The organism is Microbacterium sp. F01 (assembly GCF_056156365.1).
In genome coordinates this window covers 1,389,152-1,414,251 of the sequence record NZ_CM149592.1, presented here as the reverse complement: position 1 = coordinate 1,414,251, position 25,100 = coordinate 1,389,152, and the positions used below count along the sequence as shown (strand labels likewise).

Here is a 25,100-nt window from a genome sequence, read left to right as displayed (position 1 = left end):
ACGCGAAGCCGCCGTTCGGTGGACGACGCGTGAACGATCTGCTCAGCGCGCGCTGAGGTGGGCGACGGCGTCCGCGACCGAGACGACCTCGCGGTCGCCGGTGCGGCGGTCCCAGAGCTCGACCTGGCCCTCCGCGGCGCCGCGACCCACGATGACGATCTTCGGCACGCCGACGAGCTCGGCATCGCCGAACTTCACGCCGGGCGAGACCTTGGGACGGTCGTCGTAGAGCACGTCGAGACCGGCCGCCTCGAGGTCTGCCGACAGCTGGGCCGCCACGTCGAACATGACGGGCTCGCGGCCTGCGGCGACCACGTGCACGTCGAACGGCGCCACGGACGCCGGCCAGATGAGGCCCTTGTCGTCGTTGTTGAGCTCGGCGATGATCGCGAGGATGCGGGTCACGCCGATGCCGTACGAGCCCATCGTGACGGTCACGAGCTTGCCGTTCTCGTCGAGCACCTTGAGACCCAGCGCATCGGCGTACTTGCGGCCGAGCTGGAAGACGTGCCCGATCTCCATGCCGCGCGCGAGCTCGACCGGACCCGAGCCGTCGGGCGCGGGGTCGCCCGCGCGCACGCTCGCCACCTCGATGAATCCGTCGCCGGTGAAGTCGCGTCCCGCCACGAGCGTGTGCACGTGCTTCTGGTCGATGTTGGCGCCGGTGACCCACGCGGTGCCGTCGACGACACGGGGGTCGAGCAGGTACCGGATCCCGGTGGCCGACTCCTCGCCGAACACGGCGCCGGTCTCGGACCACGGCCCGATGTACCCCTTGACCAGCAGCGGCTGCTTCTCGAAGTCCTGCTCGGTGGCGGGCTCGACCGACGCCGGGGCGAAGGCCACCTCGACGCGCTTGTCGTCGACGTCGCGGTCGCCGGGCACGCCGATGATCACGAGTTCGCGGGTGCCGTCGAGATGCGTGAGGGCGAGCACGACGTTCTTCAGCGTGTGGGCGGCGGTCCATTCCGTCACGCCGTCGGTCGCGGGGCCGGCGATGCCCGAAGCGGGAGCGTCGAGGTGCGCGTTCGAGTGGTCGACGAGCGTCTGGATCGTCGGCGTGTTCGGCGAGTCGAAGATCACGGGAGCACCGAGCCCGTCGAGCGCGATCGGCTCGGGGGCGATGGTCGTGAAAGCCTCGACGTTGGCGGCGTATCCTCCCGCCGAGCGCACGAAGGTGTCTTCGCCGACGGCGGTGGGGTGCAGGAACTCTTCCGATCGCGAGCCGCCCATGGCCCCGGCATCCGCCTGCACGATCACGTATTCGAGACCCAGCCGCTGGAAGATGCGTTCGTACGCGTCGCGCTGCAGCATGTAGCTCGCGTCGAGGCCCGCGTCGGACGAGTCGAACGAGTAAGCGTCCTTCATCGTGAACTCGCGGCCGCGCAGGAGGCCGGCGCGGGGCCGCGCCTCGTCGCGGTACTTGTCCTGGATCTGATAGATCGTCAGGGGCAGGTCCTTGTACGACGAGTACAGGTCCTTCACGAGGAGCGTGAAGACCTCTTCGTGCGTGGGAGCGAGCAGATAGTCGGCGTCCTTGCGGTCCTTCAGGCGGAAGATGCCGTCGCCGTATTCCTCCCAGCGGCCCGTGACCTCGTAGGGCTCGCGAGGCAGCAGCGCCGGGAAGTGCACCTCATAAGCGCCCGCGCTCGTCATCTCGTCGCGGATGACCTGCTCGAGCTTCGCTTTGACGCGCAGGCCCAGCGGCAGCCACGCGAAGATTCCCGGGGCTTGGCGCCGGATGTAGCCGGCGCGCACGAGCAGCTTGTGGCTCGTGACCTCGGCGTCAGCGGGGTCTTCACGGAGCGTGCGGAGGAAGAAGTGCGACAGACGGGTGACCACGAGGGACAAGTTTAGGGCGAGCGGATGCCGGCACGCGGTCGCACCGCATTGGGACAGTGTCGTGCGCACGCGGCCCGTCGAGCGGGACGGGGTCTAGCCACCGGCCGTCACTGGGCGTTCGAATACTGCGCGACGGTCGCTGCGGAGAAGGCGGAACAGGCCCTCACGTCGCAGATCGAGCACTCGGTGCCCTTGCGGTAGTGCTCGTGCGCTTCGAATGGGTGCCCACACGCGCACATGTCGTTCGCCTGCGGAACCGTCTTCTTCGAGATCCCCACGTGTCTTTGCCCCCAGATTGAAATGGCCCGAGTCGACGGGCACTCGGGATAGTGACCGTCGCCCATTCTGGATGTCGATCCTGAGATGGCGCTCAATGGTGCGCAGCGCCTCTCTTGTCCACCTAATGGCGGACATTTTATCCCATCACCTGCGAAATGTCCTCCGAAGAGGGGACACGAAATCGCCCCTGTTTACCCGAATCTGGTGTCGCGTTCACGCGGTTGAAACACCTCGTGGCCACGCTCGAAGAGAAGGAAATCGGCAAACCGAGCCCCACTGGACCCGCTTACCCCACGAGCGGATCCGATTCAGACCGGGGTGTGCTGGACCGCATCGACGCGACGGGTGCGACCAGCCCGTTCGCGTCGGACAGACAATCACCGCTCCACCGTTCCCCATGGAAGGGCGTCACATGTCCAACGATTCGAACCTCTCCTCCCCACGCGTCTCGATCATCGTTCCCGTCCGGAACGAGGCCAAGAACCTCGAGATCGTCCTCCCCCTCCTCCCCGACGTGCACGAGATCATCGTCGTCGACGGACACTCCGTCGACGGCTCACAGGAAGTGGCGCGACGCGTTCGGCCCTCGGCCGACGTGATCACACAGACCCGCAAGGGCAAGGGCAACGCCCTGGTCTGCGGATTCGAGCGCGCGACCGGGGACATCATCGTCATGTTCGACGCGGACGGCTCGGCCGATGCCGACGAGATCCCCCGCTTCGTCGACGCGCTGATCGGCGGCGCTGACGTTGCCAAGGGAAGCCGCTTCATGACGGGCGGCGGCAGCGAGGACATCACGTTTCACCGACAGCTGGGCAACAAGTTCCTCAACCTCCTGACGAACATCCTCCTGGGGACCAAATACTCCGACCTCTGCTACGGCTACAACGCCTTCTGGCGCCGCATCGTGCCGGACCTCGACCTCCCCGCACCCGACATCGCGGGCGCCGAGGGCGAGATGCTGTGGGGCGACGGGTTCGAGATCGAGACGCTGCTCAACTGCCGCTTCGCCGAGAACCGCCTCACCGTGGTGGAGGTGCCCAGCGTGGAACTCCTGCGCATCCACGGCGAGAGCAACCTGAACGCCGTGAGCGACGGCCTGCGCGTCCTGCGCACGGTGCTCGACGAGCGCCTCAACCGTTGGGGTCGCAAGCGGCGCCCCGCCACCACGCCCGTGTTCTCCATGCCCGTGCGCGACGCGGCGACCCAGAGCGCGAACCGCGCCGCCTCTGCCGTCCCCGTGCTCGAGGAGTCGGTCAAGACGGCCGGTTAGCCATGTCGGTCAGCGTCGTCATCTGCGCATACACGATCGACCGCTGGGACCAACTCGTGCTCGCGATGGACTCGGTGTCCGCGCAGACCCCGTCACACGAGACGATCCTCGTCGTCGACCACAACGATGAGCTGCTGGAGCGAGCCCGCTCGCGCTGGCCGGACTCCATCGTCGTGCCCAACTCCGCTCACCGCGGACTCTCCGGCGGTCGCAACACCGCCCTCCAGGTGGCCACCGGCGAGGTCGTCGCGTTCCTCGACGACGACGCCGCCGCTGGGCCCGGTTGGCTGGAAGCGCTGCTGGCCCCGTTCGACGATGCAGAGGTGGTCGCCGTGGGCGGCAGCGCCAGCCCGATCTGGCCGGGTGAGGCACCCGCGGTGCTTCCGGAGGAACTCCTCTGGATCGTCGGATGCAGCTACCTCGGTCTTCCCGAGGCAGGACCCATCCGCAACGTGATGGGCTGCTCGATGGCGTTCCGGCGCGAGCCGCTTCTCGCCATCGGCGGCTTCAATCCCGACACCGGCCGCATCGGCACCCTCCCGATCGGATGCGAGGAGACGGAGGCGTGCATCCTGCTGCGCCAGGCCGACCCTGCGCGCACGATCCTGTACGCGCCGGCAGCGAACGTGCGTCATCACGTGAGCGCAGACCGCGTGCGGCTCGCTTATGTCGCGCACCGCAGCTGGTGCGAAGGACTGTCGAAGGCGGGGATCGCGCGCACGGTCGGTCGACAGAACGCGCTCGCCGCGGAGTCGACGTACGCGACGCGGGTCCTTCCCGCCGGAGTCTGGCGCGAGTTGCGGCGCGGTCGTGCCGGGCTGGTGCCCGCGTTCGCGATCGCGGTGTCGCTCGGGCTCGCCGGGTTCGGGTATGTGTGGGGCAGCATCACCGCGGTGCGGCCCGGCGCGGCGCGCTCGCCGCTCAGCGAGGGGGCACGGGTATGACCAGCACTGCCCGCGCCGCCGCGCCCGCCGCGAGCGTCCGCGCGCGCGTTTCTCGCGACTCGCTGTGGTTGGCGTCGGGGTACGCCGCGACGGCGGGCTCGGGATTCGTGTTCTGGCTGCTCGCGGCGGTGTGGATCCCGCAGTCCCAGGTCGGCATCGAGGCATCCGTGCTCGCCGCCGTGATGGCCGCGTCCGCACTGGCGTCCAACGGGCCCGGCAGCGCACTGGTGGTGATGCTCCCGCTCGGAGGCCCTGCGGCCAGGGAGACGCTCCGACGAGCGCTCACCGCAACCGCCGTGCTCGCGCTGGGATCCGGGGCCGTCGCCGGCGTGCTGGTCGCGGCGTTCCTCCCCGCGGCGCTGCCGCCGGTCGTCACCGTCTGCGTGGTCGCGGCGTGCTCCGTCGCGTGGGCGCTGTTCAACATCCAGGCGCAGGCGCTCGCGGGTGCCTCCGACGCGCGCGGCACGCTCATCGTCAACGGATCGGCGAACCTCCTCAAGCTCGCACTCCTCGCGCTCTTCGCCTTCGGCGCGCCGGCGACGCCCCTCATCCTGGTCCTCGCCACGTTCGTGCCCGCGATCGCGATGACGAGCGTGAGCCTCGCGGTGCTCGTTCCGCGGGCGCTCCGCCGTGACGATCGGCACTCCGGGTCGGTGCGCCGGTGGGACGGCGATCTCGCGCGGGCTTTCCGCCGGTTCTCGTTTCAGAACGCCATCGCCGTCGGCATCGTGATGTGCGCAGGCCTGTCGCTCTCGTTCCTCGTGACCACGCTGGCCTCACCCGCCGAAGGAGCGATCTTCGCCATCGCGTTCCAGTTCAGCGTCGCCCTCGACCTCGTGGGCGTGGCAGTGGCGACCGCTCTCGCCCGGAGCGCGGTGAGCGCCTTCGCGCACACCGCCGAACTCGCCCACGGCTACGCGCTGAAGGTCTCGCTCGCCGTGGCCGCCCTCGGCGTGGCGGCAGCGATCGCCACTCCCCTCATGTTCCTCCTGCTCGGCCGGGGATATCCGCCCCTGTACGGAATGGCGGTCGTCGGGATCCTCGCCGCGGCGAGCGCACTGCGTCCCGGTTACGACGTCTGGTCGGCGCTGTCACGCGCGCGTCATCGCGTGCGCCCGGTGCTCGCCGGCAACGCAGTCTGGGTGCTCGCGCTGTTCGGATTCGTCCTCCTCCTCGTCCCCCGGTGGGGTGCGCTGGGCGCGTCGATCGCCGTGGCGTGCGCGGCGCTCGTGCTGGCTGTCATCGGCACCGTCGGCCTCCGCCATGCCCGTCCCCACCGCACCGCGCCCCTCCCCACGAAAGGTGCACCCGCATGACGACTCTGACGCTCCCGGCGGCCATGCCGCTCCACGGCACGGTCGATAGAGACGTCGCCACATGGGTGGGTCTCGTCGAGGTCTCGGACCTCGCCGGCGCGCTCCAGCGCGTCGTGCTCGAATCGGGCGACCAGTTCGATCGCGCCAGACTCCTGGTGCGCGATCACGGCTCGGTCCGCGGATACATCGCCGTGCCGGTCGTGGACGGCGAAGTGGATGCTACGGGCCTCATGACCGCAGCAGAGCGGCTGCCCGTCATCCCGCCTGCGGCGCGACCGGCTCCTCGGCCGATCACCGTCGTGGTCTGCACGCGGGATCGCGGCGCGCTCCTACGGGAGTCGCTCGACGCGATCCGCGCGATCGACTATCCGCTCATGGAGGTCGTCGTCGTCGACAACGCACCCTCCGACGATGAGACCCGTGCTCTGCTGGCGGACGAGTTCCCCGAGTTCCGCTACGTCCGGGAGGACCGGGCGGGGCTGTCGCACGCGCGCAACGCCGGGCTGAACGCGGCGTCGTCGACCATCGTCGCGTACACCGACGACGACGTGATCGTCGACCCCCAGTGGCTCTGGGCGATCGCTGCGGGATTCGCCCGTGCCGACGATGTCGGCTGCGTGACCGGTGTCGTGCCCAGTGGGGAGCTGCGCAACGCGGTGCAGGCGTGGTTCGACGCTCGCGTGAGCTGGTCCAAGCTCACCGCCGCGCGCACGTTCCGGTTGAGCGATCCGCCGGACGACCTCCCGATGTTCCCGTTCTGCGTCGGCGAGTTCGGCACGGGCGCGAACTTCGCGGTGCGCCGCGACCACATGCTCGCCCTTGGCGGCTTCGACACCGCTCTCGGCGCCGGCACCCGCACCAAAGGCGGAGAAGACCTCGACATGTTCCTCCGCATGCTCTACGACGGTCAGGCCATCGTGGTCAACCCGGCCGCAATCGTGTGGCACCGGCATCGCGACGACCTGGCAGCACTCGAGGCGCAGGCCGTCGGCTACGGTCGCGGATTCGGCGCGTGGGCCGCGACCGTCGCATTGGATCCCAGAACCGTCGGTGCGGCCATCGCCAGGTCGCCGCGGGCCCTTGCGCGCCTGGTCAACAAGCCGATGGCGTCGGTGGACGAGACGACGGTGGCCGCCACCCTGTCGCGGGAGTCCAAGGGAATCGGACGGGTCGAGCTGGCCAGCGTCATCGGCGGCCCCGCGGCGTACTTCGCCGAGCGGCGGGCGCAGCGTGACGCCGGTACGTTCGCCGGGCCGTCCTCGCGCGGCATCGCCCTCGATCGGCGGCTGTGGTCGGTGCTGGCCGCGGTCGGTGGCCTCTTCGGGCTGCTGGCCATGCTCCCCACTTCCGCAGGCGTGTCCTTCGCCTTCTTGGCGATCTTCGTCCTGGTCGGCCCCGGCTCACTCGTGCGGGCCTGGGTGCCTCTTCCCCCGCACTTCGCGCCGATCGTCGTGCCGGCACTCGGCCTGTCGGTCGTGATCCTCCTCACGACCGCGATCGTGAACCTGCAATGGTGGGCACCCGCGCTCTGCCTGCTGGCCGCAGCCAGCGCGACGTGCGTGGGCGCCGTGGCATCGTTCGTCACGAGGAGGGCCGCATGACCGTCTCCGCATCGCTTCTCACCTCGCCCGCAACGACGAACGGGCCGACGATCCGTCGTGCCGGCTGGAAGCCCGGCGCGATCGTGCTCCTCGTGGCCGTCGTCGCGTGGGTGATCGCCCTCCCGACCCTCCACGACGCACCCTGGCACCTGTTCGGTCTCATCCCGGCCGCCAGTCCGCTGTTCCCGGTGTCGATCGCGCTCGCGACCGTCGCGTTCTGCGTCGCCATCGCGTGCGGAGCGACCCGAACCGCCGGGGTGTCGCTCCTCGCGACGGTGCTCATGATGCGGCTGCCCACGGCGGTGTCGACCGATGCGCCGCTCTACTCGTGGACGTACAAGCACTTCGGCCCGATCGACTACATCCAGCGTTTCGGCAGTGTCGACGTGACCGCCGACATCTACCACAACTGGCCGGGGGCGTTCTCGACCATCGCCTGGATCAACACGATCACCGGCTCGGAGACCATCGTCATCGCGCAGTGGTTCGCCGTCGGTGCGCAGCTCGCGTTCACCGCGGCGGTGTTCTTCCTCGCCCGCACCTACGGATACTCCGCGCCGACCGCGCTGGTCGCCGCGTTCGGGGCGCACCTCGTGAACTGGGTCGGGCAGGACTATCTCTCGCCTCAGGCCATCGCGTTCGCACTCGGGATCGTCGTGATCGCCCTGGTGCTGGCGTCGACCCGTACCAGGGCCGCCTCATGGGTGGCCGTGCCGATCTTCACCGCCATCGTCGTGACGCATCAGCTCACGCCCTACTGGCTGCTGGCCGCGACCCTGCTGCTGACGCTCCTGGGCCGCGTGCGACCGCGCTACATCGTCGCGGTGTTCGCCGCGATCGCCGTCGGTTACCTGCTCCTGCACTTCGAGGTCGTGATGAAGTTCGGGGATCTGATCAGCCTCGACTTCCTCAGCAACATCCTCACGCCGTCCGCGCGCAACGAGGTGCTCGGCGCCCCGAGCATCGGACAGGTCGTCAACTCGTGGATCGCCCGGGGGATCACCGGGCTCGTGTGGGTGTCGGCCGGAGCGGTCGTCGCGGTGCACCTCATCCGCCATCGCGACCGGTGGCGCGACATCGCCGTTCCGGCGGTGGTCGCGTTCTCCCCGGCCCTGATCCTCCTCGGTCAGGGGTACGGCGGCGAGGCGCTGTTCCGCGTCTTCCTCTATTCGATCCCCGGATGCATGCTGATCCTCGCCCCCGTCCTCACGCAGACTCTCAGCGGCGGGCTCGCTCTCGGCCGGCGCGCGGCACAGGTGGCCCTGACGACCGTGCTCACGATCGTGGCCCTGGGATCGATACAGACGTCGTACGGCGGATGGTTCGCCAACCTCGTCAGCCCCGAATCCGTGCGGCTGACGACCCAGGTGCTCACGGATGAGGATCCCTCCACCCTCACGATCGGCGTCGCCCCCGGCGCACCGGGCCGGATCGTCGCGGAGTACGTCGACTTCGTCCGCGCCAACCAACTGTTCGACAGCGGCATCGACATGTGGCTGACATCGTGGCCCGGCTGGGAGGACGAGGAGTTCGCCGACCCGCGCCGCGTCGAGCGACTGACCGACAGCCTGGTGTGGGAGCAGCGTCCGGCTCTGGTCGTCATCACCGAGCAGATGCGCGCGTACAGCTCGTACTACGGCACGCTTCCTGACGGCGCGCTCGATCGTTTCCAGGGCTTCCTCGAGGACGACCCTCGCTGGGATCTGGTCTACGAGTCGGAAGAGACGCTCGTCTACCGCCTCGATCTCGCGCAGAGCGCCGACTCCGCCGGGGAGGGCTGACATGCGCACCCGCATCGACGCCGTGACGCAACGCAGGGCCGGCGCTCAGCCCGACCTCGCCGCCGGCGCCCAAGGGATCACCGGCGCGGTCATCACGACCTACGCCGCGCGATTCGCATCGATGATCGCGTACGTGGCGCTGCTCCCGGTGGTGCTCACCGCGTTCGGTGCGGAGGCATACGGCCTCTATATGCTCACCGTGGCCGTCGGCGCGCTGTTCCAGCAGGACCTCGGCGTCGGAGGGGCCACCACGCGGTTCATCGGGGTGGCGGCACCCTCCAACGACTTCGCCCGCATGCGCAGGGTCGCCGCGGCGAGCACGATGTTCTTCCTCGCGGCCGCGGTCATCCTCTCCATCGCCACGGCGGTGGTGTTCGCCCTCACGATCCCCCGCACGCAGTTCGGTCCGGAGCTGTCGGGAACCGCCTGGATCCTCGCGATCCTCGGTGTCGCCAACGTGTTCATCCTGCTCGCGTTCTCATCGAACCGGCAGATCCTCACCGGGATCGGGCGACTGGGCGACGTCAATCGCCTCCTCATCGGCCTCGCGGCCTTCCGCATCGCGTTCACCTTGCTGGTGTGCTGGGCGGGTATCGGGATCGTCGCCGTCGCGGCGGTGGATGTGCTCGGCATCCTCGCGTTCGGCATCGCGACGTATATCCTGCGACGAACCCGGGCGCCGCAGATCACCGCCCGCCCGTGGGACTTCCGGTGGAGCGTCTTCCGTGAGCTGTTCGCGATGTCGGCGCAGCTCATGGTCCTGGGCCTCGCCGGCGTCGTGATCATGCAGGTGGGCGGCATCCTCACGGCTCTCATGCTTCCGATCGCGTACACCGCCCTCTACGCCGCGGGCCAGCGCATCTACCTCCTCGTGAAGGAGGTGACGAACTCGCTCGCGACCGCGATCCTGCCGACCGCATCGATGCGGGAGGGCGGCGCGGCGGGTACGCCGATAGGCGAGATGTATCTCCGGGGCACCAGCTACGCGAACATGCTGATGATGGTCGTCCTCGTTCCGGTGGTCGTCTTCATGCCCGAGATCATGAGCGTCTGGCTCGGACCGGCGGGCATCGGCGCGGCCGTCGTCGCGCAGGTCCTCGTGCTGTCGATGTTCGCGAACAACAACCACCTTCTCGCGGTTCCGATCCTCACCGCGCAGGGCTCGGTGCGCGGTTACGCGATCCTGCACACCGTCTGGGCGGCCACCGGCACGGCGCTGGCGGTCGTGCTCGGCGCATCGTTCGGGCTCACCGGGATCGCGTTGGGACTCACGCTCCCGGTCGTCCTGCTGGAGCCCTTCTACATCGCGATCGCGCTGCGCCGTCTCGACCTCACCGTCAAGGACTTCGCGATCCGCTGTCTGCTGCTGCCGTTCGGGACCGTTGCGCCCCTGGCCGCGGCGCTGCTCTTGGTGAGCCTGCTCGACCCGCCGGTCGCGCTGATCCCCGTGATCGGCGCGCTGTGGGCGATCGCGGCGATCACCCTCTACTACTTCATCGCGCTCGACGCGACGACCCGCTCGTCGCTGCGATCCGCCCTCACCCGCCGCCTGCGCGGCGGCCGCACCGTGGAGGACTCCCTGTGACGCTGCCGATCGAGAACACGAGCTCACACATGCCGGGCACCGGAGACGCGATCGTCGCGATGCAGCGCCGTTCCTTCATCGCGTTGTCCGCCCTGCACCGAGACGTCGACCGTCTCGTGCTCACCGATTTCCCCGATTACGAGAACATCGGCGACTCCGTGATCGCACTCGGCCAGGCCGAGTTCTGGCGCCAGGCGGGAATCCGGGTGGAAGCCACGTACTCGTGGCGCACGATCTCACCGAAGGTCTACGAGTCGCGGTCGCCCGTCGCCATCCAGGGCGGCGGCAACTTCGGCGGTCTGTACCCGCAGCACAGCGAGCACCGCTACCGCCTCGCCGAGCGCCTCGATCCCCTCACCGAGCTGATCCAGGAGCCGCAGTCCGTGCACTTCGAGTCGGATGCCGATCGGCGTGCGTTCGCGTCCCGCATGGCTCCGCGGCGGCGGCTGCGCATGGCGGTGCGTGACCGGGTGTCGTTCGCCGCGGTCCGAGCCCTGGTGCCGAATGTGATCCTCGCACCCGACAGCGTGCACATGCTGGGGCGCCTCGAGTCTGCGGCGCCGGCCGTCGCAGTGGTGCACCTGCTGCGTCGTGACGAAGAGAGCGCCCGGCCCGGCAGCATCGAGACGGCGGTCGACTGGCCCGCGATGACGTTCGCCGATCGACTGCGGCAGCGGGTGAGCCGCACCGTGTTCGAAGGTGCGGTGACCCGCACGATGAACCGGTCGACTGACCGCTGGTTCGCCGACGCGTCGAAGCGACTTGCGACCGGTGTCGCCCTCCTCTCCCCCGGCGAGACGATCATCACCGATCGACTGCATGCGATGCTCATCGCCCTGCAGATGGGCCGCAGGGTCATCGCGATCGACAACAGCAACGGCAAGCTCACCAGCTATGCCGCAACCTGGTTCAGCGACCTCGATCTCCCGCTCGAGTTCGCTCCCGACCTGGCCGCAGCGACGGACATGGTGTAGCCGTGGTCATCGCACGCGAGCCGGGGGCGACGATGTCGGCGCGGCACGACGGCGGCGTCGAGGCGCGGCACACCGGCGTGTCGTCGGGGAGGATCCCCGGCAGGGACCTGCTTTCGGACGGCGTACGGATCAGCGTCGAACTCGCACCGCTGATCGTGCCCGAGCGGGAGAGCGTCGTGCGGGCTGTGCGAGCGCTCATCGCGATGGGCGCCGACGCCCGTGCCGGTCGCACGTTCGAGGGAGGCCGCTGGAACTACGACGGCAGCCTTCTCGATGAGCAGGCCGAGCGGATGGTCCAGCCGCTTGCCGCCGAGCTCACCGGCGACGCGGGCCTGCCGCGACTGCGCGAGGCCGCAGCATCCGACCTGCCCTTCATGGTCTTCCTCGGTGAGGACCGGGCGTCGCTGTGCATCGATCACCGCCTCGGCGACGGCTTCCTCGGCGTGATGCTCACCGCGGGAGCCCTCGCCGGACGTGGGGCCCCAGCGGTCTTCGCGAGCGCGGACGACCGCAATCCCCTCCCCGCCGCGCTCTCTGCAACCTACGGGCGCCACCTGGGCCGACTCGGCGCGCTGTTGCGCGATCGGTGGGTCGATGACCGGCCGACGTACGCGGGCCCGACGGTGGCCGGCGGGCGGGGCCGCCTCGACCTCGTGACGGGGACGATGGATGCTGCGACCTTCCGCGCCCTCGCCGACTGGAGTCGAGGGCGCGTGCCCCCCACGCTCGCGATGATGTTCGCCCTGCATGAGGCGCTGCGCCGCTCGGGCGTCCCGGTCACGGACGAGGGCGCGATCCTCGTCGACCTGCGCCGATACCTGCCCTCCGGACGATCGACGCTCGCGAACTTCGTGGTCGGCCATCCGGTCACGGTGCGAGACGGCGTCGACGTCGCAGGAGCGCGCTTCCAGCGGGATCTTCACGTCGGCCGTCCGCTCGCAGCCCTCACCTCGGGCCTGACCACCCGGGCATGGCGGCGCCCATCGCCCACCGTGGTACCCGCCGCGGCGAGTCCGATCCTCAGCGACATGGGCTTCCTCCGAGCCCTCGAGCCGCTTCCGTGGGCGTCGGACGACGCGATCGTGCGGGTGTCGGTGGATCCCGCGGGCCGTAACGGCGTCACGGCCCTCACCGCCGTGCTGCGACGGCGTCTCAACATCTCGATGAGCTTCGACGGCTCACTGTGGGAGCGCGATGCGATCACCGCCGCGTGCGAGCTCCTCCGCCACGATCCGAAGGGACTGCTGCCGTGACCACGACTGCACCCATGACCTCCTCCGGCAGCGCTCCTCCCGAACAGACGCGCCGACGACGGAACCGCTGGCTGACCCTCGGCATCCCCGCCGGCATCCTCGCCATCGTGCTGGTGCTCGGCGGCCTATGGTGGTTCACCGGCTTCTCCTTCCTCGGGGCGCGGTACGGAGACGACTCGGTGCTGTTCGACGACTTCGACGGCCCCGCCGGAGGGGTGCCGAATCCCGACGTGTGGAGCATCCAGACGGGCGCCGGCGGCTGGGGGAACAACGAGCTGCAGGAGTACACCGAAGACGCCGTCGCCCTCGACGGCGACGGCAACCTGGTGATCACCGCCAGCGTGCCGAAAGACGGCAGCCCGCCGACCTCAGGCCGCATCACCAGTCACGGCAAGTGGTCCTTCACCTTCGGGCGACTGTCGGCGCGCATCAAGCTGCCGGAAGGGCAGGGCCTTCTTCCCGCCTTCTGGCTGTTGGGCGACAACATCGACCGGGTCGGCTGGCCGGCCGCGGGAGAGGTCGACATCATCGAGACCCCGAACACCACGAGCCGCAGCATCCACCATCTCCACGGCCCGACGGGGATCGCGAACAAGTGGTCGCTGGACGAGGGCCACGACACGCCGGCTCCTCTGGCGGACGACTTCCACGTCTACACGGTCGAAAAGCTCCAGGGCCGGATCATCATGGCGATCGACGATCAGATCGTGATGGACGTCGAGGAGTGGGATGTGCCCATCCCCGGTCGCTGGGTGTTCGATGCGCCGACCCATGTGCTGTTCAGTCTCGCGGTTGGCGGCAACTGGCCGGGCGACCCCGACGCGTCCACCCCCGTGGTCAACGAGATGGTCATCGACTGGATGTCCTTCACCCCCGAGGATCAGCTCGGTGACACGCCGATCGGCTCGATCGAAGGAGTGACTCCGTGACCGGCGAGAACGCGATGGCGGAGGCCGCGACGCTCCGCGACCTGGCCCGAAGCGTCGCACAGGATCTGACGTGGGGATGGAAGTCGTTCATCACGAACAGTCTGGCCGGTTCGCCGCTATGCCCGCGCGCCCTGCGCTACGCGATCCTGCGCATGCGGGGATTCGACGTGCAGACACCGAAGCTCCAGTCCCGCTGCACCTTCACGGGCGGACGCGACATCCACATCGGAGCGCGCACCTCGGTGAACGCGTGGTGCTACTTCGAGGCCGTTGCTCCGATCCGCATCGGTGTGGACTGCCACATCGCGATGTTCACCACGATCATCACCAGCTCGCACGAGGTCGGGCCGGCCGGGGTGACCCACCGCCGCAGCAGCGCCCCGGTGACGATCGGCGACCGGGTGTGGCTCGGTGCGCACGTCACCGTCCTGCCCGGTGTGACCGTCGGAGACGATGTGATCGTGGCCGCGGGCGCCGTCGTGACGCGCGACCTCGCAGCGGGCGCGGTGTACGGCGGGGTGCCCGCGCGCCTCATCCGCACGCTCGACGAGGCTCCCTCGGTGCTGGCGGCCGCTGCCGCCGAGTGAGTCCGGTCACGGGTGCATCAGCGCGTACACCGCCCCCGCCAGCGGCAGGGCGTCCGAGGTCGTGTGTCCGGGATCGCCGGAACGGTTCACACCCGCCGCCTGGAGGCGAAGGGATGCTGCGCCCCCGGCGTCCGATTCGACCGCGACTGGATCGAGGGCCGGTGCCTACACTGATCGGGTGCCTGCACGCCGACCTCGACTCGCCCCCGCACGCGCCCACGACGAGCTCGTCGAATCGTTCGCCCGGCTGCGCGAGGAACTGGATCTTCCGGCGGAGTTCCCGGCCGGGGTCGAGGCGGAGGCGCAGCTGGCGGCGCGCACCGTCGCGACTGATCCGACCGCGGCTCGGCTCGACGATCTGCGTGACCTCCCTTTCCTGACGATCGATCCTGAGGGCTCCACGGATCTCGACCAGGCCCTCCACCTCGAGCGCACGCCGACCGGGGCGGTGCTCCACTACGCGATCGCCGACCTGCCCGCATTCGTCGAGCCGGGCGGCGCGGTCGACGCCGAGGCGCGGCTGCGCGGGCAGACGCTGTACGCGGCCGACGGCCGGATTCCGCTGCATCCCGTCGTCATCAGTGAGGATGCCGCGTCTCTCCTGCCCGAGCGCGACCGGCGGGCGTTCGTGTGGCGGTTCGTGCTCGACGACGGGGCGCGGCTCGTGCAGGCGACGCTGCGCCGCGCGGTCATCCGCTCGCGCGCGCAGTGGAGTTACGTCGACGCGCAGGCCGCGATCGACGCCGGCACGGCGCCGCCGGGCCTCGAGACGCTCGCGTGGTTCGGCGCGCTTCGGCTCGCCCGCGAAGCCGAGCGCGGCGGCGCGAGCTTGAATGCGCCCGAGACCCGCATCGTCGCCGACGACGGCGGCTACCGCCTCGAGCGCGACGCTCCGCTCGCGATCGAGGACTGGAACGCCCAGGTCTCGCTCCTCACCGGAATGACCGCGGCCGACATCATGCTGCGCGGCGGCGTCGGGATCCTCCGCACGATGCCGGCCGCCGAGGCGGACGACGTGGCCGCGTTCCGCGCGCAGACGGTGGCGCTCGGCATCCCGTGGCCCGCCGACGTCCCGTACGGCGACTACCTGCGCGGTCTCGGACGCGACTCGCCCGCCGCGCTGGCGATCCTCGACGCGGCGGCCGGCCTGTTCCGCGGCGCCGGGTACGTGACGTTCGATGGGGCCCCACCCGCCGACCGGCAGCAGGCTGCGATCGGCGCGCCGTACGCCCACGCCACCGCGCCGCTGCGGCGGCTCGTCGACCGCTGGTCGCTGGTGATCTGCGAAGCGCTCGCGAATGGACGGGAGGTCCCCGCGTGGGCGCGCGACAGTGTCGCGTCGCTGCCGAAGATCATGGCGCGCAGCGACGGCCTCGCGAACCGGCTGGATGCGGCGACCCTCGATCGCGTCGAAGCGGCGCTGCTCTCGGGGCACGAGGGAAGCGTGTTCGAGGCCGTGGTGCTGGGCCTGCGAGGAGACGGTGCGCGCGTGCAGCTGACCGACCCACCCGTCACCGCGAAGGTCCCGGGACTCGACGCGGCCGCGGGGACCACAGTGCGGCTGCGTCTCACGACGGTCGACATCGCCTCGGGCACCGTCCTGCTGGAGCCGACCGCCTAGCGTGGTCGTATGACGACTGTGCTGCTCACCGGGTTCGAGCCGTTCGGCGGCGACGCCGCCAACCCCTCCGGAGCGGCCGTCAACCTCGTGGCCTCGCGTTGGGAAGGGCCGGAGGCGCTCGTCACCGCCGTCCTGCCCGTCACGTTCGCGGGGGCGGCGGATCGTCTGCGCGAGCTGCTGGCCGAGCATCGGCCCGATCTCGTGATCGCCGCCGGTCTCGCCGGGGGTCGCGCCACGATCGGTGTCGAGCGCGTGGCGGTCAACCTCATCGACGCGCGCATCCCCGACAACGACGGCGATCAGCCGGTGGACGCGCCGAGTATTCCCGGTGCCGCGCCCGCCCACTTCGCGACGCTCCCGGTCAAGGAGATCGCACGGCGCATCGCCGCCGCGGGCATCCCCGCGGAGGTCTCGTACTCGGCCGGCACGTTCGTCTGCAACCATGTGTTCTTCACGGCGCTCGAGGCCGCAGCATCCGGAACCCGTGCCGGCTTCGTGCACGTTCCCTGGTCTGCCGAACACGCGCCGTCGACGGATGCCGCGACCCTGTCGCTCGCCGACATCGCCGATGCTCTCGAGATCGCGGTGCGGACGAGCCTCGACGTGACGACCGATGCGACTGTGCCTGCGGGGACGCTGCACTGACGCGGAATACTCCCGAGCCCGCCGCGCCACGCGCCGCGGTCGCAGCTGACGGGTCCTCGGGCGCGGCCTCAGCGCGAGCGGCGTCCGAAGTGCAGCACTTCGCGCACCACGAGCCCGGCCACGAGCGCCCAGAACGCGGCACTCACGCCCGCGATCGCCACGCCCGACGCCGCCACGAGGAACGTGACGACGGCCGGCAGCCGCTCCCCCGGGTCGTCGATGGCCTGCTGCACCGCCCCGCCGAAAGCGCCGAACAGCGCGATGCCTGCCACGGCCGGAATCACCGCCTCGGGAGCCACGACGACCAGCGCGACCAACGCGGCCGACAGCCCGCCGAGCACGATGCCGCTCGCGCCGGTCGACACGCCTGCCACCCAGCGCCGTTTCGGGTCGGGGTCGGCGTCGGGCGCGGCGGCCAGTGCTGCGCTGATCGCCGCGAGGTTGATCGCATGCCCGCCCGCGGTCGCGCCGAGCGCGGTGCCGACGCCCGTCACGAGCATCGCCGGACGCCACGGCACCTGGTAGCCGAAGCTGCGCATGATCGCGATGCCGGGGACGTTCTGCGACGCCATCGTCACGAGGAACAGCGGCAGCGCGAGCCCGACGATCGCGCCGACGGTCAGCGTCGGCGCGGTGAACTCCAGCCGCGGAACGAGCAGCGCCGGATCGATGGTCGCGCCCGTGACCGCGACATCCACCGCCACGACGACCGATGCCGCGACGAACGCGAGCGGCACCGCCCACCGCGGGGCGAGGCGCACGAACACGAGCCAGGTGACGAGGACGGGCACGACGCCCCACGGGTTCACGACCAGCCCGCTGATCGGTGCCAGGCACAGCGGCAGGAGAACGCCGGCCAGCATCGCCTGCGCGATCGAGGGCGGGATCCGGGCGATGAGCCGGCCGAGCTGCGGCCACAGCGCCGTCAAGAGGATGAGGCCGGCTGTCACGAGGAAGGCGCCGACCGCCGCGGGCCAGCCGCCCTCGACGGTGCCGGTCGCCGCGAGCACCGCGGCGCCGGGGGTGGACCAAGCGACGGTGATCGGCATCCGATACCGCCACGCCAGCAGGATCGCCGACGCGCCCATCGTGAGGCACAGCACGAGGAGGCCGCTGGCCGCCTGCGCGCGAGAGGCGCCGACGGCGTCGAGGCCGGTCAGCACCACGGCGAATGAGCTCGTGACGCCGACGAGCGACGTCACGATCCCCGCGACGATCGGCCGCGACAGAGGGGCGGTTTCGGGAGCAGCGGGTGAGGGTTCCGGCGCCGCGGCACCGGTCGAGGAGTCCTCGGTCATGCCTCTTGCCGTCGCGATCCGTGAGATGCGCTCACGATGCGCCTCCCGCGATGCCGGCGACGACGAGGGCCACGAGCGCGCAGGTCACCACGACCATGGTCACGTTGAGGCGGCGCACGAGATCCACGGGCCGATCGTCGACGGCGACGCGGCTCGCGCCGTCGGTCAGAGCCAGCTTGCGCGCGATCGAGGCCGCGACCTGGCCGGCCGGTGTCGTCGCCCTGCCGACCGTCAGATCGCTGACGCGTCTGACGGGCACGAAACCGCTCGCATGGGCGTCCGCGGATCGAATCGCCTCCACGGCGAGGTTCTGCTGCCCCGGCACCGCCCACGCACGGACGCGCCGGCCGTTGCGCAGGACGAAGTCGAGCGTGAAGCCCGATGCCACGCCGTCGAGGGCGGAGAACGCGAACCTCGTGGTCGTGAACGTGTTCCGCACGTGCACTCCGTCGCCGCCGACGGTCACGCGCGGCCACACCAGGAACGCCCAGAGCAGCCACAGCACGAGGCCGAGTCCGGCCGAGAACGCGAGGTAGCGAGGGTCGAACACCGGCAGCAGCACGAGGACGATGCCGGCGAGCGCCGCCCCGATGGTCAGCGGCACGAACCGCAGCCGCTCGTACACCTCGACGTCGCCGACCCTGCGCAAGTGCACCATGCGCTCACAGTAACGGAGCCCTCGCCGAACCCCGTGCTGCTGGTCCGGGGGCTCGGGCTCGAGACCGAGGATTCCCCCGAGACCTGTGGCGACGTCCGCAGTGTCGGGGCGAATCCGGTGTCTCGGTGAAGCTCGACGGTCAGCCCTCGAGCTCCTCGAGCACTTCGGCGATCATGCGGTCTCCCTGCGCCTCGAACTCGGTGTCGCCGACCTGGTGCGCCCAGCAGGCGGTGCCGATGGCCTCGCGCATGCGCATGAGGATCCAGTGGGACGGATGCCGGGGGTCGCGGCCGTAGCCCTCGAAGAACGCGGTCTCGCACGCGGGGTTCTCACGCCACTCCTGCGCAGCGAGGCGCGCGAAGTCCGTGGCAGCCGGGCGGAACGCGAAGCGCCCGAAATCGATGACCCGCACCTCGTCGCCGTCGACCAGCCAGTTGCGCGGCTGCCAGTCCCCGTGGGTCGGAACGAGGTCGTCCTCGATCGGCGGCAGCGCGGCGACCATGGCGCGCAGCCGGCGCTCGACGTCCGGCGCGATCGCGTGGGATGAGTCCAGCCAGGCGATCGCGCGGCGGGTGGCGGCAGCATCCGTCCCCTCCGACGGCCGCGTCGCCTGCGCATGGAACTGCCGCAGCAGCGCACCCGCGCGGCGATGGACCTCGGGGTCGACGCCCGCGGCCGTGCGGTACGCCAGCTCGCCGGGCAGCCAGTCGAGCACCAGGACGCGGTCGTCACGATCCGCCCATCGCAGCTGCGCCGCATGACCGCGCTCCGTCCACGGGGAGACATAGCCGCCTTCGTAGGCGTCGAGCTCGCGGCCGAGGTGATGGTCTGCATCCCCGGCCGCCTTCACGATCAGCGTGCGATCACCTTGGCGCACCTGCAGCACGATGGTCTCGACCTGGTTCCAGCTGAGGTCGGCGACGACCTCCGCGCCGGGGAGCCACGCTGCGATGCGGGCACGCTGCGGCGGCGACAGACGGTCGAAGCCGGCGCCGACCGGCGATTCCGAGCCCGAGCTTGCGTCGGGCGTCGGCGCAGAGGCCTGGTTCACCCTCGGATCCTGCCATGTGCGCGGCGTCGTTGCCCGTAGGGTCGGGTTGTGCGTCGACTCGTCCCAGCGCCGCGAATGCAGGGAACGCGCGACCCCGCCCCCGCTGACAATTCCGACCGCGAATGCAGGTTTCGACCGCGCGACCGTCAGGCGACGGTGTCCAGGATCAGGACGTGAGGACCTGCGCGGTGCCGACGGGGGCGTCGGGACCCATCTCGTCGGCGATGCGGTTCGCCTCTTCGATGAGCGTCGCGACGATGTCGGCCTCGGGCACGGTCTTGATGACCTGGCCCTTGACGAAGATCTGGCCCTTGCCGTTGCCCGACGCGACGCCGAGGTCGGCCTCGCGCGCCTCGCCCGGGCCGTTCACGACGCAGCCCATGACCGCGACGCGCAGCGGGACGGTCATGTCCTTGAGGCCCTCGGTCACGTTGTCGGCGAGCGTGTACACGTCGACCTGGGCGCGGCCGCACGACGGGCACGAGACGATCTCGAGCTTGCGCTCGCGCAGGTTGAGCGACTGCAGGATCTGGTGACCGACCTTGACCTCTTCGGCCGGAGGAGCCGACAGCGAGACGCGGATCGTGTCGCCGATGCCCTCGGCGAGGAGGATGCCGAACGCCGTCGCCGACTTGATCGTGCCCTGGAACGCCGGGCCGGCCTCGGTCACGCCGAGGTGCAGGGGCCAGTCGCCGCGCTCGGCGAGCTGCCGGTACGCCTTCACCATGACGATCGGGTCGTTGTGCTTGACCGAGATCTTGAAGTCGTGGAAGTCGTGCTCCTCGAAGAGAGAGGCCTCCCACACGGCGCTCTCGACGAGCGCCTCGGGTGTCGCCTTGCCGTACTTCTCGAGCAGGCGCCGGTCGAGCGAGCCGGCGTTGACGCCGATGCGCAGCGACACTCCGGCGGCCTTCGCGGCGGCGGCGATCGCACCGACCTGGTCATCGAACTTGCGGATGTTGCCCGGGTTCACGCGCACCGCGCCGCAGCCCGCGTCGATCGCCTGGAAGACGTACTTCGGCTGGAAGTGGATGTCGGCGATCACCGGGATCTGGCTCTTCGCGGCGATGATGTGCAGCACGTCGGCGTCGTCCTGCGAGGGCACGGCCACGCGCACGATCTCGCAGCCCGAGGCGGTGAGCTCGGCGATCTGCTGCAGCGTCGCGTTGATGTTCGTGGTCGGCGTCGTGGTCATCGACTGGACGCTCACGGGGGCGTCGCCGCCCACCAGCACCTTGCCCACCTTGATCTGACGGGTCTTACGACGGGGGGCGAGCGTTTCGGGGACCTTGGGCATCCCGATGTTGACGGCTGGCACGTCTGACAGCCTACGCGCAGCGAGTGAGGCCCGGCCGATTGCGGACGGGGCCGAGCGAGCAAGCGTGGAGCGCCGCAGGCGCGACTACGCGTCGGCGCGGGCTCCAGGCTGGGTGTCGACCCCGGCGGCCTCCGAGCCCGTGAGTGCGCGGACGAGCGTGCGGGCGTCATATGGCCCGACGTGGCGCACGCCGTTGATGAAGAACGTCGGCACCGACGTGATGTCCATCGCCTCGGCATCCAGCATGTCGTCGCGCACGCGCTCGGTGACCTTCGGCGAGCTGAGGTCCTCCTCGAAGCGCTCGACGTCGAGGCCGAGTTCGCGCGCCCGACGGATGATGTCGGACGGCAGCTGGTGGTCCTGGTCGGCGAACAGGCTGCGCGAGAACTCCGGGAGCCTGCCCTGCAGGTTCGCGGCTTCGGCGGCTTCCGCCGCCGCGAGCGCGTTCGGATGCTGCCGCTCGAGCGGCGCGTGCCGCCAGACGTACCGCAGCCGGTCGCCGAGCTCCCGGCGCACCTCTTCGATGGATCCCGACGCCTTGAGGCAGAACGGACACTGGAAGTCGCCGTATTCGACGATCGTGAGCGGGGCGTTCACGTCGCCGTAGATGTGGTCCCGCTTCGGATCGACCGCGCGCACCAGGGTGCGGCCGCCGTCGTCGTCGGGGCGCCGTGCGTCCGAGATGCGGAACATGATCGCGGCGAGGATGAAGGCGAGGACGGATGCTGCGAGCACGCCCACGCGCGCCTCATTCTGCACGTCGGGGTCGTCGATGGCGAGATCGATGATGAAGAGGGAGATCGTGAACCCGATGCCGCAGAGCATCGCGCCGCCGGCGATCCGGTCGAGGGTGAGGCCGAGGCCGAACTCGCCGAGTTTGAACGCCTTCATGATCGCGGCCGCGCCGAAGACGCCGACGAACTTGCCGACGACGAGACCGACGATGATCGCCCAGGTGACGGGCGACTGCGCCGCGGCCGCGAGGATCGGCCCCGAGATCTCGACGCCGGCGTTGGCGAGCGCGAACAGCGGAAGGATGACGTACGCCACGTACGGGGAGTACGCCGACTGCAGCCGCTCGTTGATCGAGATCGACTCGCGGAGGCTGTTCGCGGCCTGCCGCGCGTACTCCGTGTTCGGCGACTGGCGGAACACCCGCGCGAGTTCGAGCGCCTGCTCGACGTCGCGGCGGTTGGGCCGGTAGACCGGGATCAGCAGGGCGATGGCGACGCCGGCGAGCGTCGGGTGCACGCCGGACGCGAGGAACGCGAGCCACACGATGATCGACAGCGTCGCGTAGATCGGGCCGCGGCCGCGGCGCACGTACCTCGTGAAATAGATGCCGGCGAGTCCGACCGCCGCGACCAGGAGCGGCAGCGGCGTGAAGTTCTCGGTGTAGAAGAGCGCGATGATGCTGAGCGCGCCGATGTCGTCGACGACGGCGAGGGCGAGGAGGAATACGCGCAGCCGCCCGGACGCACGGGGCCCGATGAGCGCGAGCGCTCCGACGAGGAACGCGGTGTCGGTCGAGATCACGACACCCCACGCGTGCTCATGCCCGGAGCCGGCCGCGATCGCGAGGAAGAGCGCGGCGGGCACGAGCAGCCCCGCGACGGCGGCCATCACCGGGATCATCGCGCGCGACCAGCTCGTGAGCTCGCCGATCGCGAACTCGCGGCGCACCTCGAGGCCGACGGTGAAGAAGAAGATCGCCATCAGCGCGTCGTTGACCAGCGCGTGCAGCGTGAACTCGAGGTGGATGTCGCCGAACCCGATCGTCAGCGCGGTCTCCCAGAAGTCGTGGTACGACGTCGCGGAGATGTTCGCCCACACGATCGCGACGAGCGTCGCGAGCACGAGCAGCAGCGCGCCGGTGCGCTGCTCCCCCATGTTGCGGATGCGGTCGGCAATCGACGGACCGCGTCGGCGGGGGTGCGCCGGCCGCTCGGGCTCGGGCGAGCGCTCGGTGATGGTCAGCTGGGTCATGGCGTACCTCCGCGGCGCGGGGATGGGAGGAGACGGGCTCGCCCCAGTATGGTGCGTAACCCAGCCCCGAGGGGCCGATCGCCGGAACGAGCGTGTGGTAGGTTCGGCGCATGTCCGCGCACCTCTCCTGGTGGCTCACCGCATAGGCGGTGGGTTCGCGCGACCACAGACCGCCCACGGGGCGGTCTTCTTTTTCGTACGGGACTCCGCCCCACGACGAAAGACGACGCACATGTCCGGGCCTGCTTCCCCGTCCCTTCCCGACCTCGCCGCGAGCGGTCTCCCGTTCGCGCTCATCGCGCGTGACGACCGCACCGTCGAGGTGCTCACCGGCGATGTCGTCGACGTCGAGCTGCTCGCCGACATCCCGCTGACGGACGCCTCCGGCGTGCCGCACGAGGTGCTCGCACTGGTGCCGTTCCGGCAGGTGCGCGAGCGCGGTTTCGAGTGCCACGACGACGGCGCGCCGCTGCGGTGCCTCATCGTGCGGGACCGCGCGTCGCTCCCCCGCGACGAGGCCCTCGCCCAGCTGCCGACCGACGCGGTCGCCCTCGAGGATGCCGGCTTCGACATCGCCGACGAGGACTACGCCGAGATCGTGCGGCGTGTGATCGCCGACGAGATCGGCCGCGGCGAGGGTGCGAACTTCGTCATCCGTCGCGACTTCACGGCGGGAGTGACGACGGATGCCGCCACCGCCGCTCTGACGTGGTTCCGAGCTCTCCTCGAGCACGAGCGCGGCGCGTACTGGACGTTCGCCGTCGTCACGCCCGGACACGTCGCGGTGGGCGCAAGCCCGGAGGCGCACGTCAGCGCTCGCGACGGCGTCGTGACCATGAATCCGATCTCGGGCACGTTCCGCCACCCCGCGGGCGGCGCGACGCCCGAGACGCTCAGCGAGTTCCTCCGTTCGACGAAGGAGACCGAGGAGCTCTTCATGGTCGTCGACGAGGAGCTCAAGATGATGAGCGCCGTGTGCTCCGACGGCGGCCGCATCACGGGCCCGCACCTCAAGGAGATGTCGCGGCTCACCCACACGGAGTACGTGCTGCGGGGCCGCAGCAGGCTCGACCCGCGCGACATCCTGCGCGAGACGATGTTCGCCCCGACGGTGACCGGCTCACCCATGCAGAACGCGTGCACCGTCATCACGCGCCATGAGACGACCCCGCGCGGCTACTACTCGGGCGTCGCGGCTCTCTTCACGCCTCGCGACACGCTCGCGGCTGGCGAAGCGAGCCACGACCTCGACGCGCCGATCCTGATCCGCACCGCCTACCTGCAGGACGGCCGACTCCGCGTGCCGGTGGGCGCGACGCTCGTGCGCCACTCCGACCCGTACGGCGAGGTCGGCGAGACCCACGGCAAGGCGGCCGGCGTGCTCGGCGCGATCGGCGCGGTTCCCCGCGACGCGGCGGCCGAGTCCGCCGCGGCGATCGACGAGGACGCCCCCGCCGATGCTCCGCGCCGTCTCGCCGACGACCCGGCGATCGCCGAGCTCCTGGCGTCGCGCAACGGCCGCCTCGCCGAGTTCTGGCTCCAGCCGCAGGGCTCGAGCGAGCCCGGCCGGTTCGAGGGGCGCTCGGCGCTCGTCGTCGACGCCGAGGACCGCTTCACGACGATGCTCGCCCACCAGCTGCGCCACCTCGGGCTCGAGGTCGAGATCTCGCCCTGGAGCGAGGTCACCGACGCGCAGATCGATCAGGCGGAGCTCCTCGTGACCGGCCCCGGACCGGGCGACCCGCGCGACACCTCGAGCCGCCGCATCCGTCGCATGCGCGAGATCGTCGCGCGCCGTCGCGCCGCCGGCCGGCCGCTCCTCGCGGTGTGTCTCAGCCACCAGATCCTCGCCGACACGTTCGGCATCGACCTCGCGCCCCTTGACGCGCCGCACCAGGGCCTGCAGAAGTCGGTCGACGTGTTCGGCATGCCGGCGTCCATCGGCTTCTACAACACCTTCACCGCGCGCGTTCCGGCCGGCACGTCGCACGTCGGCGAGGCCGAGGTCGCGGCCGACGCATCCGGAGACGTGTACGCGCTCCGCGGGCCCGCCTTCGCCTCGGTGCAGGGCCACCTCGAGTCGATCCTGTCGCGCGACGGCATGACGACGCTCCAGCGCCTGGTCGAGCAGGCGCTGACCCCCGTCCCCGCCTGACACC

The 25,100-nt window shown here is 70.5% G+C and carries 19 protein-coding genes; 13 read left to right on the top strand and 6 right to left on the bottom strand.

The genetic code is table 11. The features are described 5' to 3' along the window. Positions 1–42: 42 nt before the first annotated feature. Entirely contained in the window at positions 43–1,842 is a 1,800-nt protein-coding gene (locus tag ACVN90_RS06225) for a proline--tRNA ligase (RefSeq protein WP_475101281.1), read from the bottom strand. Positions 1,843–2,533: 691 nt separating this feature from the next. On the opposite strand from ACVN90_RS06225, the gene ACVN90_RS06220 reads away from it, so the two are divergent. The 12 genes from ACVN90_RS06220 (at position 2,534) to pcp (ending at position 16,630) form a co-directional block, all read left to right on the top strand. Beyond that, positions 2,534–3,394: a glycosyltransferase family 2 protein gene (locus ACVN90_RS06220; RefSeq protein WP_475101280.1), complete on the top strand. Its 861-nt coding sequence runs from the start codon at positions 2,534–2,536 to the stop codon at positions 3,392–3,394. 2 nt (positions 3,395–3,396) lie between these two features. After that, complete coding sequence (locus ACVN90_RS06215; RefSeq protein ID WP_475101279.1) at positions 3,397–4,338, top strand: glycosyltransferase family 2 protein; 942 nt, start codon at positions 3,397–3,399, stop codon at positions 4,336–4,338. Next, positions 4,335–5,654, top strand: coding sequence for a polysaccharide biosynthesis protein (locus tag ACVN90_RS06210; RefSeq protein ID WP_475101278.1), 1,320 nt, complete (start codon positions 4,335–4,337; stop codon positions 5,652–5,654). The genes ACVN90_RS06215 and ACVN90_RS06210 overlap by 4 nt, the downstream gene beginning before the upstream one ends. Beyond that, positions 5,651–7,255: a glycosyltransferase family 2 protein gene (locus ACVN90_RS06205; RefSeq protein ID WP_475101277.1), complete on the top strand. Its 1,605-nt coding sequence runs from the start codon at positions 5,651–5,653 to the stop codon at positions 7,253–7,255. The genes ACVN90_RS06210 and ACVN90_RS06205 overlap by 4 nt, the downstream gene beginning before the upstream one ends. Next, on the top strand, positions 7,252–9,036 hold the full coding sequence (locus ACVN90_RS06200; protein WP_475101276.1) for a hypothetical protein: 1,785 nt from the start codon (positions 7,252–7,254) through the stop codon (positions 9,034–9,036). Before ACVN90_RS06205 ends, ACVN90_RS06200 begins: the two co-directional genes overlap by 4 nt. Position 9,037: 1 nt before the next feature. Beyond that, the gene (locus tag ACVN90_RS06195) at positions 9,038–10,621 is read left to right on the top strand and encodes an oligosaccharide flippase family protein (protein WP_475101275.1); all 1,584 of its coding nucleotides are present in this window, start codon (positions 9,038–9,040) and stop codon (positions 10,619–10,621) included. Further along, on the top strand, positions 10,618–11,595 hold the full coding sequence (locus tag ACVN90_RS06190) for a polysaccharide pyruvyl transferase family protein (RefSeq protein ID WP_475101274.1): 978 nt from the start codon (positions 10,618–10,620) through the stop codon (positions 11,593–11,595). Before ACVN90_RS06195 ends, ACVN90_RS06190 begins: the two co-directional genes overlap by 4 nt. A gap of 2 nt (positions 11,596–11,597) precedes the next feature. After that, a complete protein-coding gene (locus ACVN90_RS06185) occupies positions 11,598–12,848 on the top strand; it encodes a hypothetical protein (protein ID WP_475101273.1) in 1,251 nt (416 codons plus the stop codon). Next, entirely contained in the window at positions 12,845–13,777 is a 933-nt protein-coding gene (locus ACVN90_RS06180) for a glycoside hydrolase family 16 protein (protein WP_475101272.1), read from the top strand. Before ACVN90_RS06185 ends, ACVN90_RS06180 begins: the two co-directional genes overlap by 4 nt. Beyond that, positions 13,774–14,364: an acyltransferase gene (locus ACVN90_RS06175; protein ID WP_475101271.1), complete on the top strand. Its 591-nt coding sequence runs from the start codon at positions 13,774–13,776 to the stop codon at positions 14,362–14,364. The genes ACVN90_RS06180 and ACVN90_RS06175 overlap by 4 nt, the downstream gene beginning before the upstream one ends. 178 nt (positions 14,365–14,542) lie before the next feature. Next, positions 14,543–15,985, top strand: a complete 1,443-nt coding sequence (locus tag ACVN90_RS06170; protein ID WP_475101270.1) for an RNB domain-containing ribonuclease — start codon at positions 14,543–14,545, stop codon at positions 15,983–15,985. 9 nt (positions 15,986–15,994) lie between these two features. Beyond that, the gene (pcp, locus tag ACVN90_RS06165) at positions 15,995–16,630 is read left to right on the top strand and encodes a pyroglutamyl-peptidase I (protein WP_475101269.1); all 636 of its coding nucleotides are present in this window, start codon (positions 15,995–15,997) and stop codon (positions 16,628–16,630) included. Positions 16,631–16,698: 68 nt separating this feature from the next. On the opposite strand, the gene ACVN90_RS06160 is transcribed toward pcp, so the two are convergent. From ACVN90_RS06160 to nhaA, 5 genes are all read right to left on the bottom strand, one after another. Further along, entirely contained in the window at positions 16,699–17,928 is a 1,230-nt protein-coding gene (locus ACVN90_RS06160) for a benzoate/H(+) symporter BenE family transporter (RefSeq protein WP_475101268.1), read from the bottom strand. Between the two features lie 31 nt (positions 17,929–17,959). After that, the gene (locus ACVN90_RS06155) at positions 17,960–18,586 is read right to left on the bottom strand and encodes a hypothetical protein (protein ID WP_475101267.1); all 627 of its coding nucleotides are present in this window, start codon (positions 18,584–18,586) and stop codon (positions 17,960–17,962) included. A 139-nt stretch (positions 18,587–18,725) separates the two neighbouring features. Beyond that, positions 18,726–19,637, bottom strand: a complete 912-nt coding sequence (locus ACVN90_RS06150; protein WP_475101266.1) for a phosphotransferase — start codon at positions 19,635–19,637, stop codon at positions 18,726–18,728. Positions 19,638–19,803: 166 nt separating this feature from the next. Next, positions 19,804–20,955 (bottom strand): flavodoxin-dependent (E)-4-hydroxy-3-methylbut-2-enyl-diphosphate synthase, encoded by a 1,152-nt coding sequence (gene ispG / locus ACVN90_RS06145; protein WP_475101264.1) that lies wholly within the window; start codon positions 20,953–20,955, stop codon positions 19,804–19,806. 84 nt (positions 20,956–21,039) lie between these two features. Further along, positions 21,040–22,941, bottom strand: a complete 1,902-nt coding sequence (gene nhaA, locus ACVN90_RS06140; RefSeq protein WP_475101263.1) for a Na+/H+ antiporter NhaA — start codon at positions 22,939–22,941, stop codon at positions 21,040–21,042. Between the two features lie 232 nt (positions 22,942–23,173). On the opposite strand from nhaA, the gene ACVN90_RS06135 reads away from it, so the two are divergent. Beyond that, positions 23,174–25,096, top strand: coding sequence for an anthranilate synthase family protein (locus ACVN90_RS06135; RefSeq protein ID WP_475101262.1), 1,923 nt, complete (start codon positions 23,174–23,176; stop codon positions 25,094–25,096). Positions 25,097–25,100: the final 4 nt, after the last annotated feature.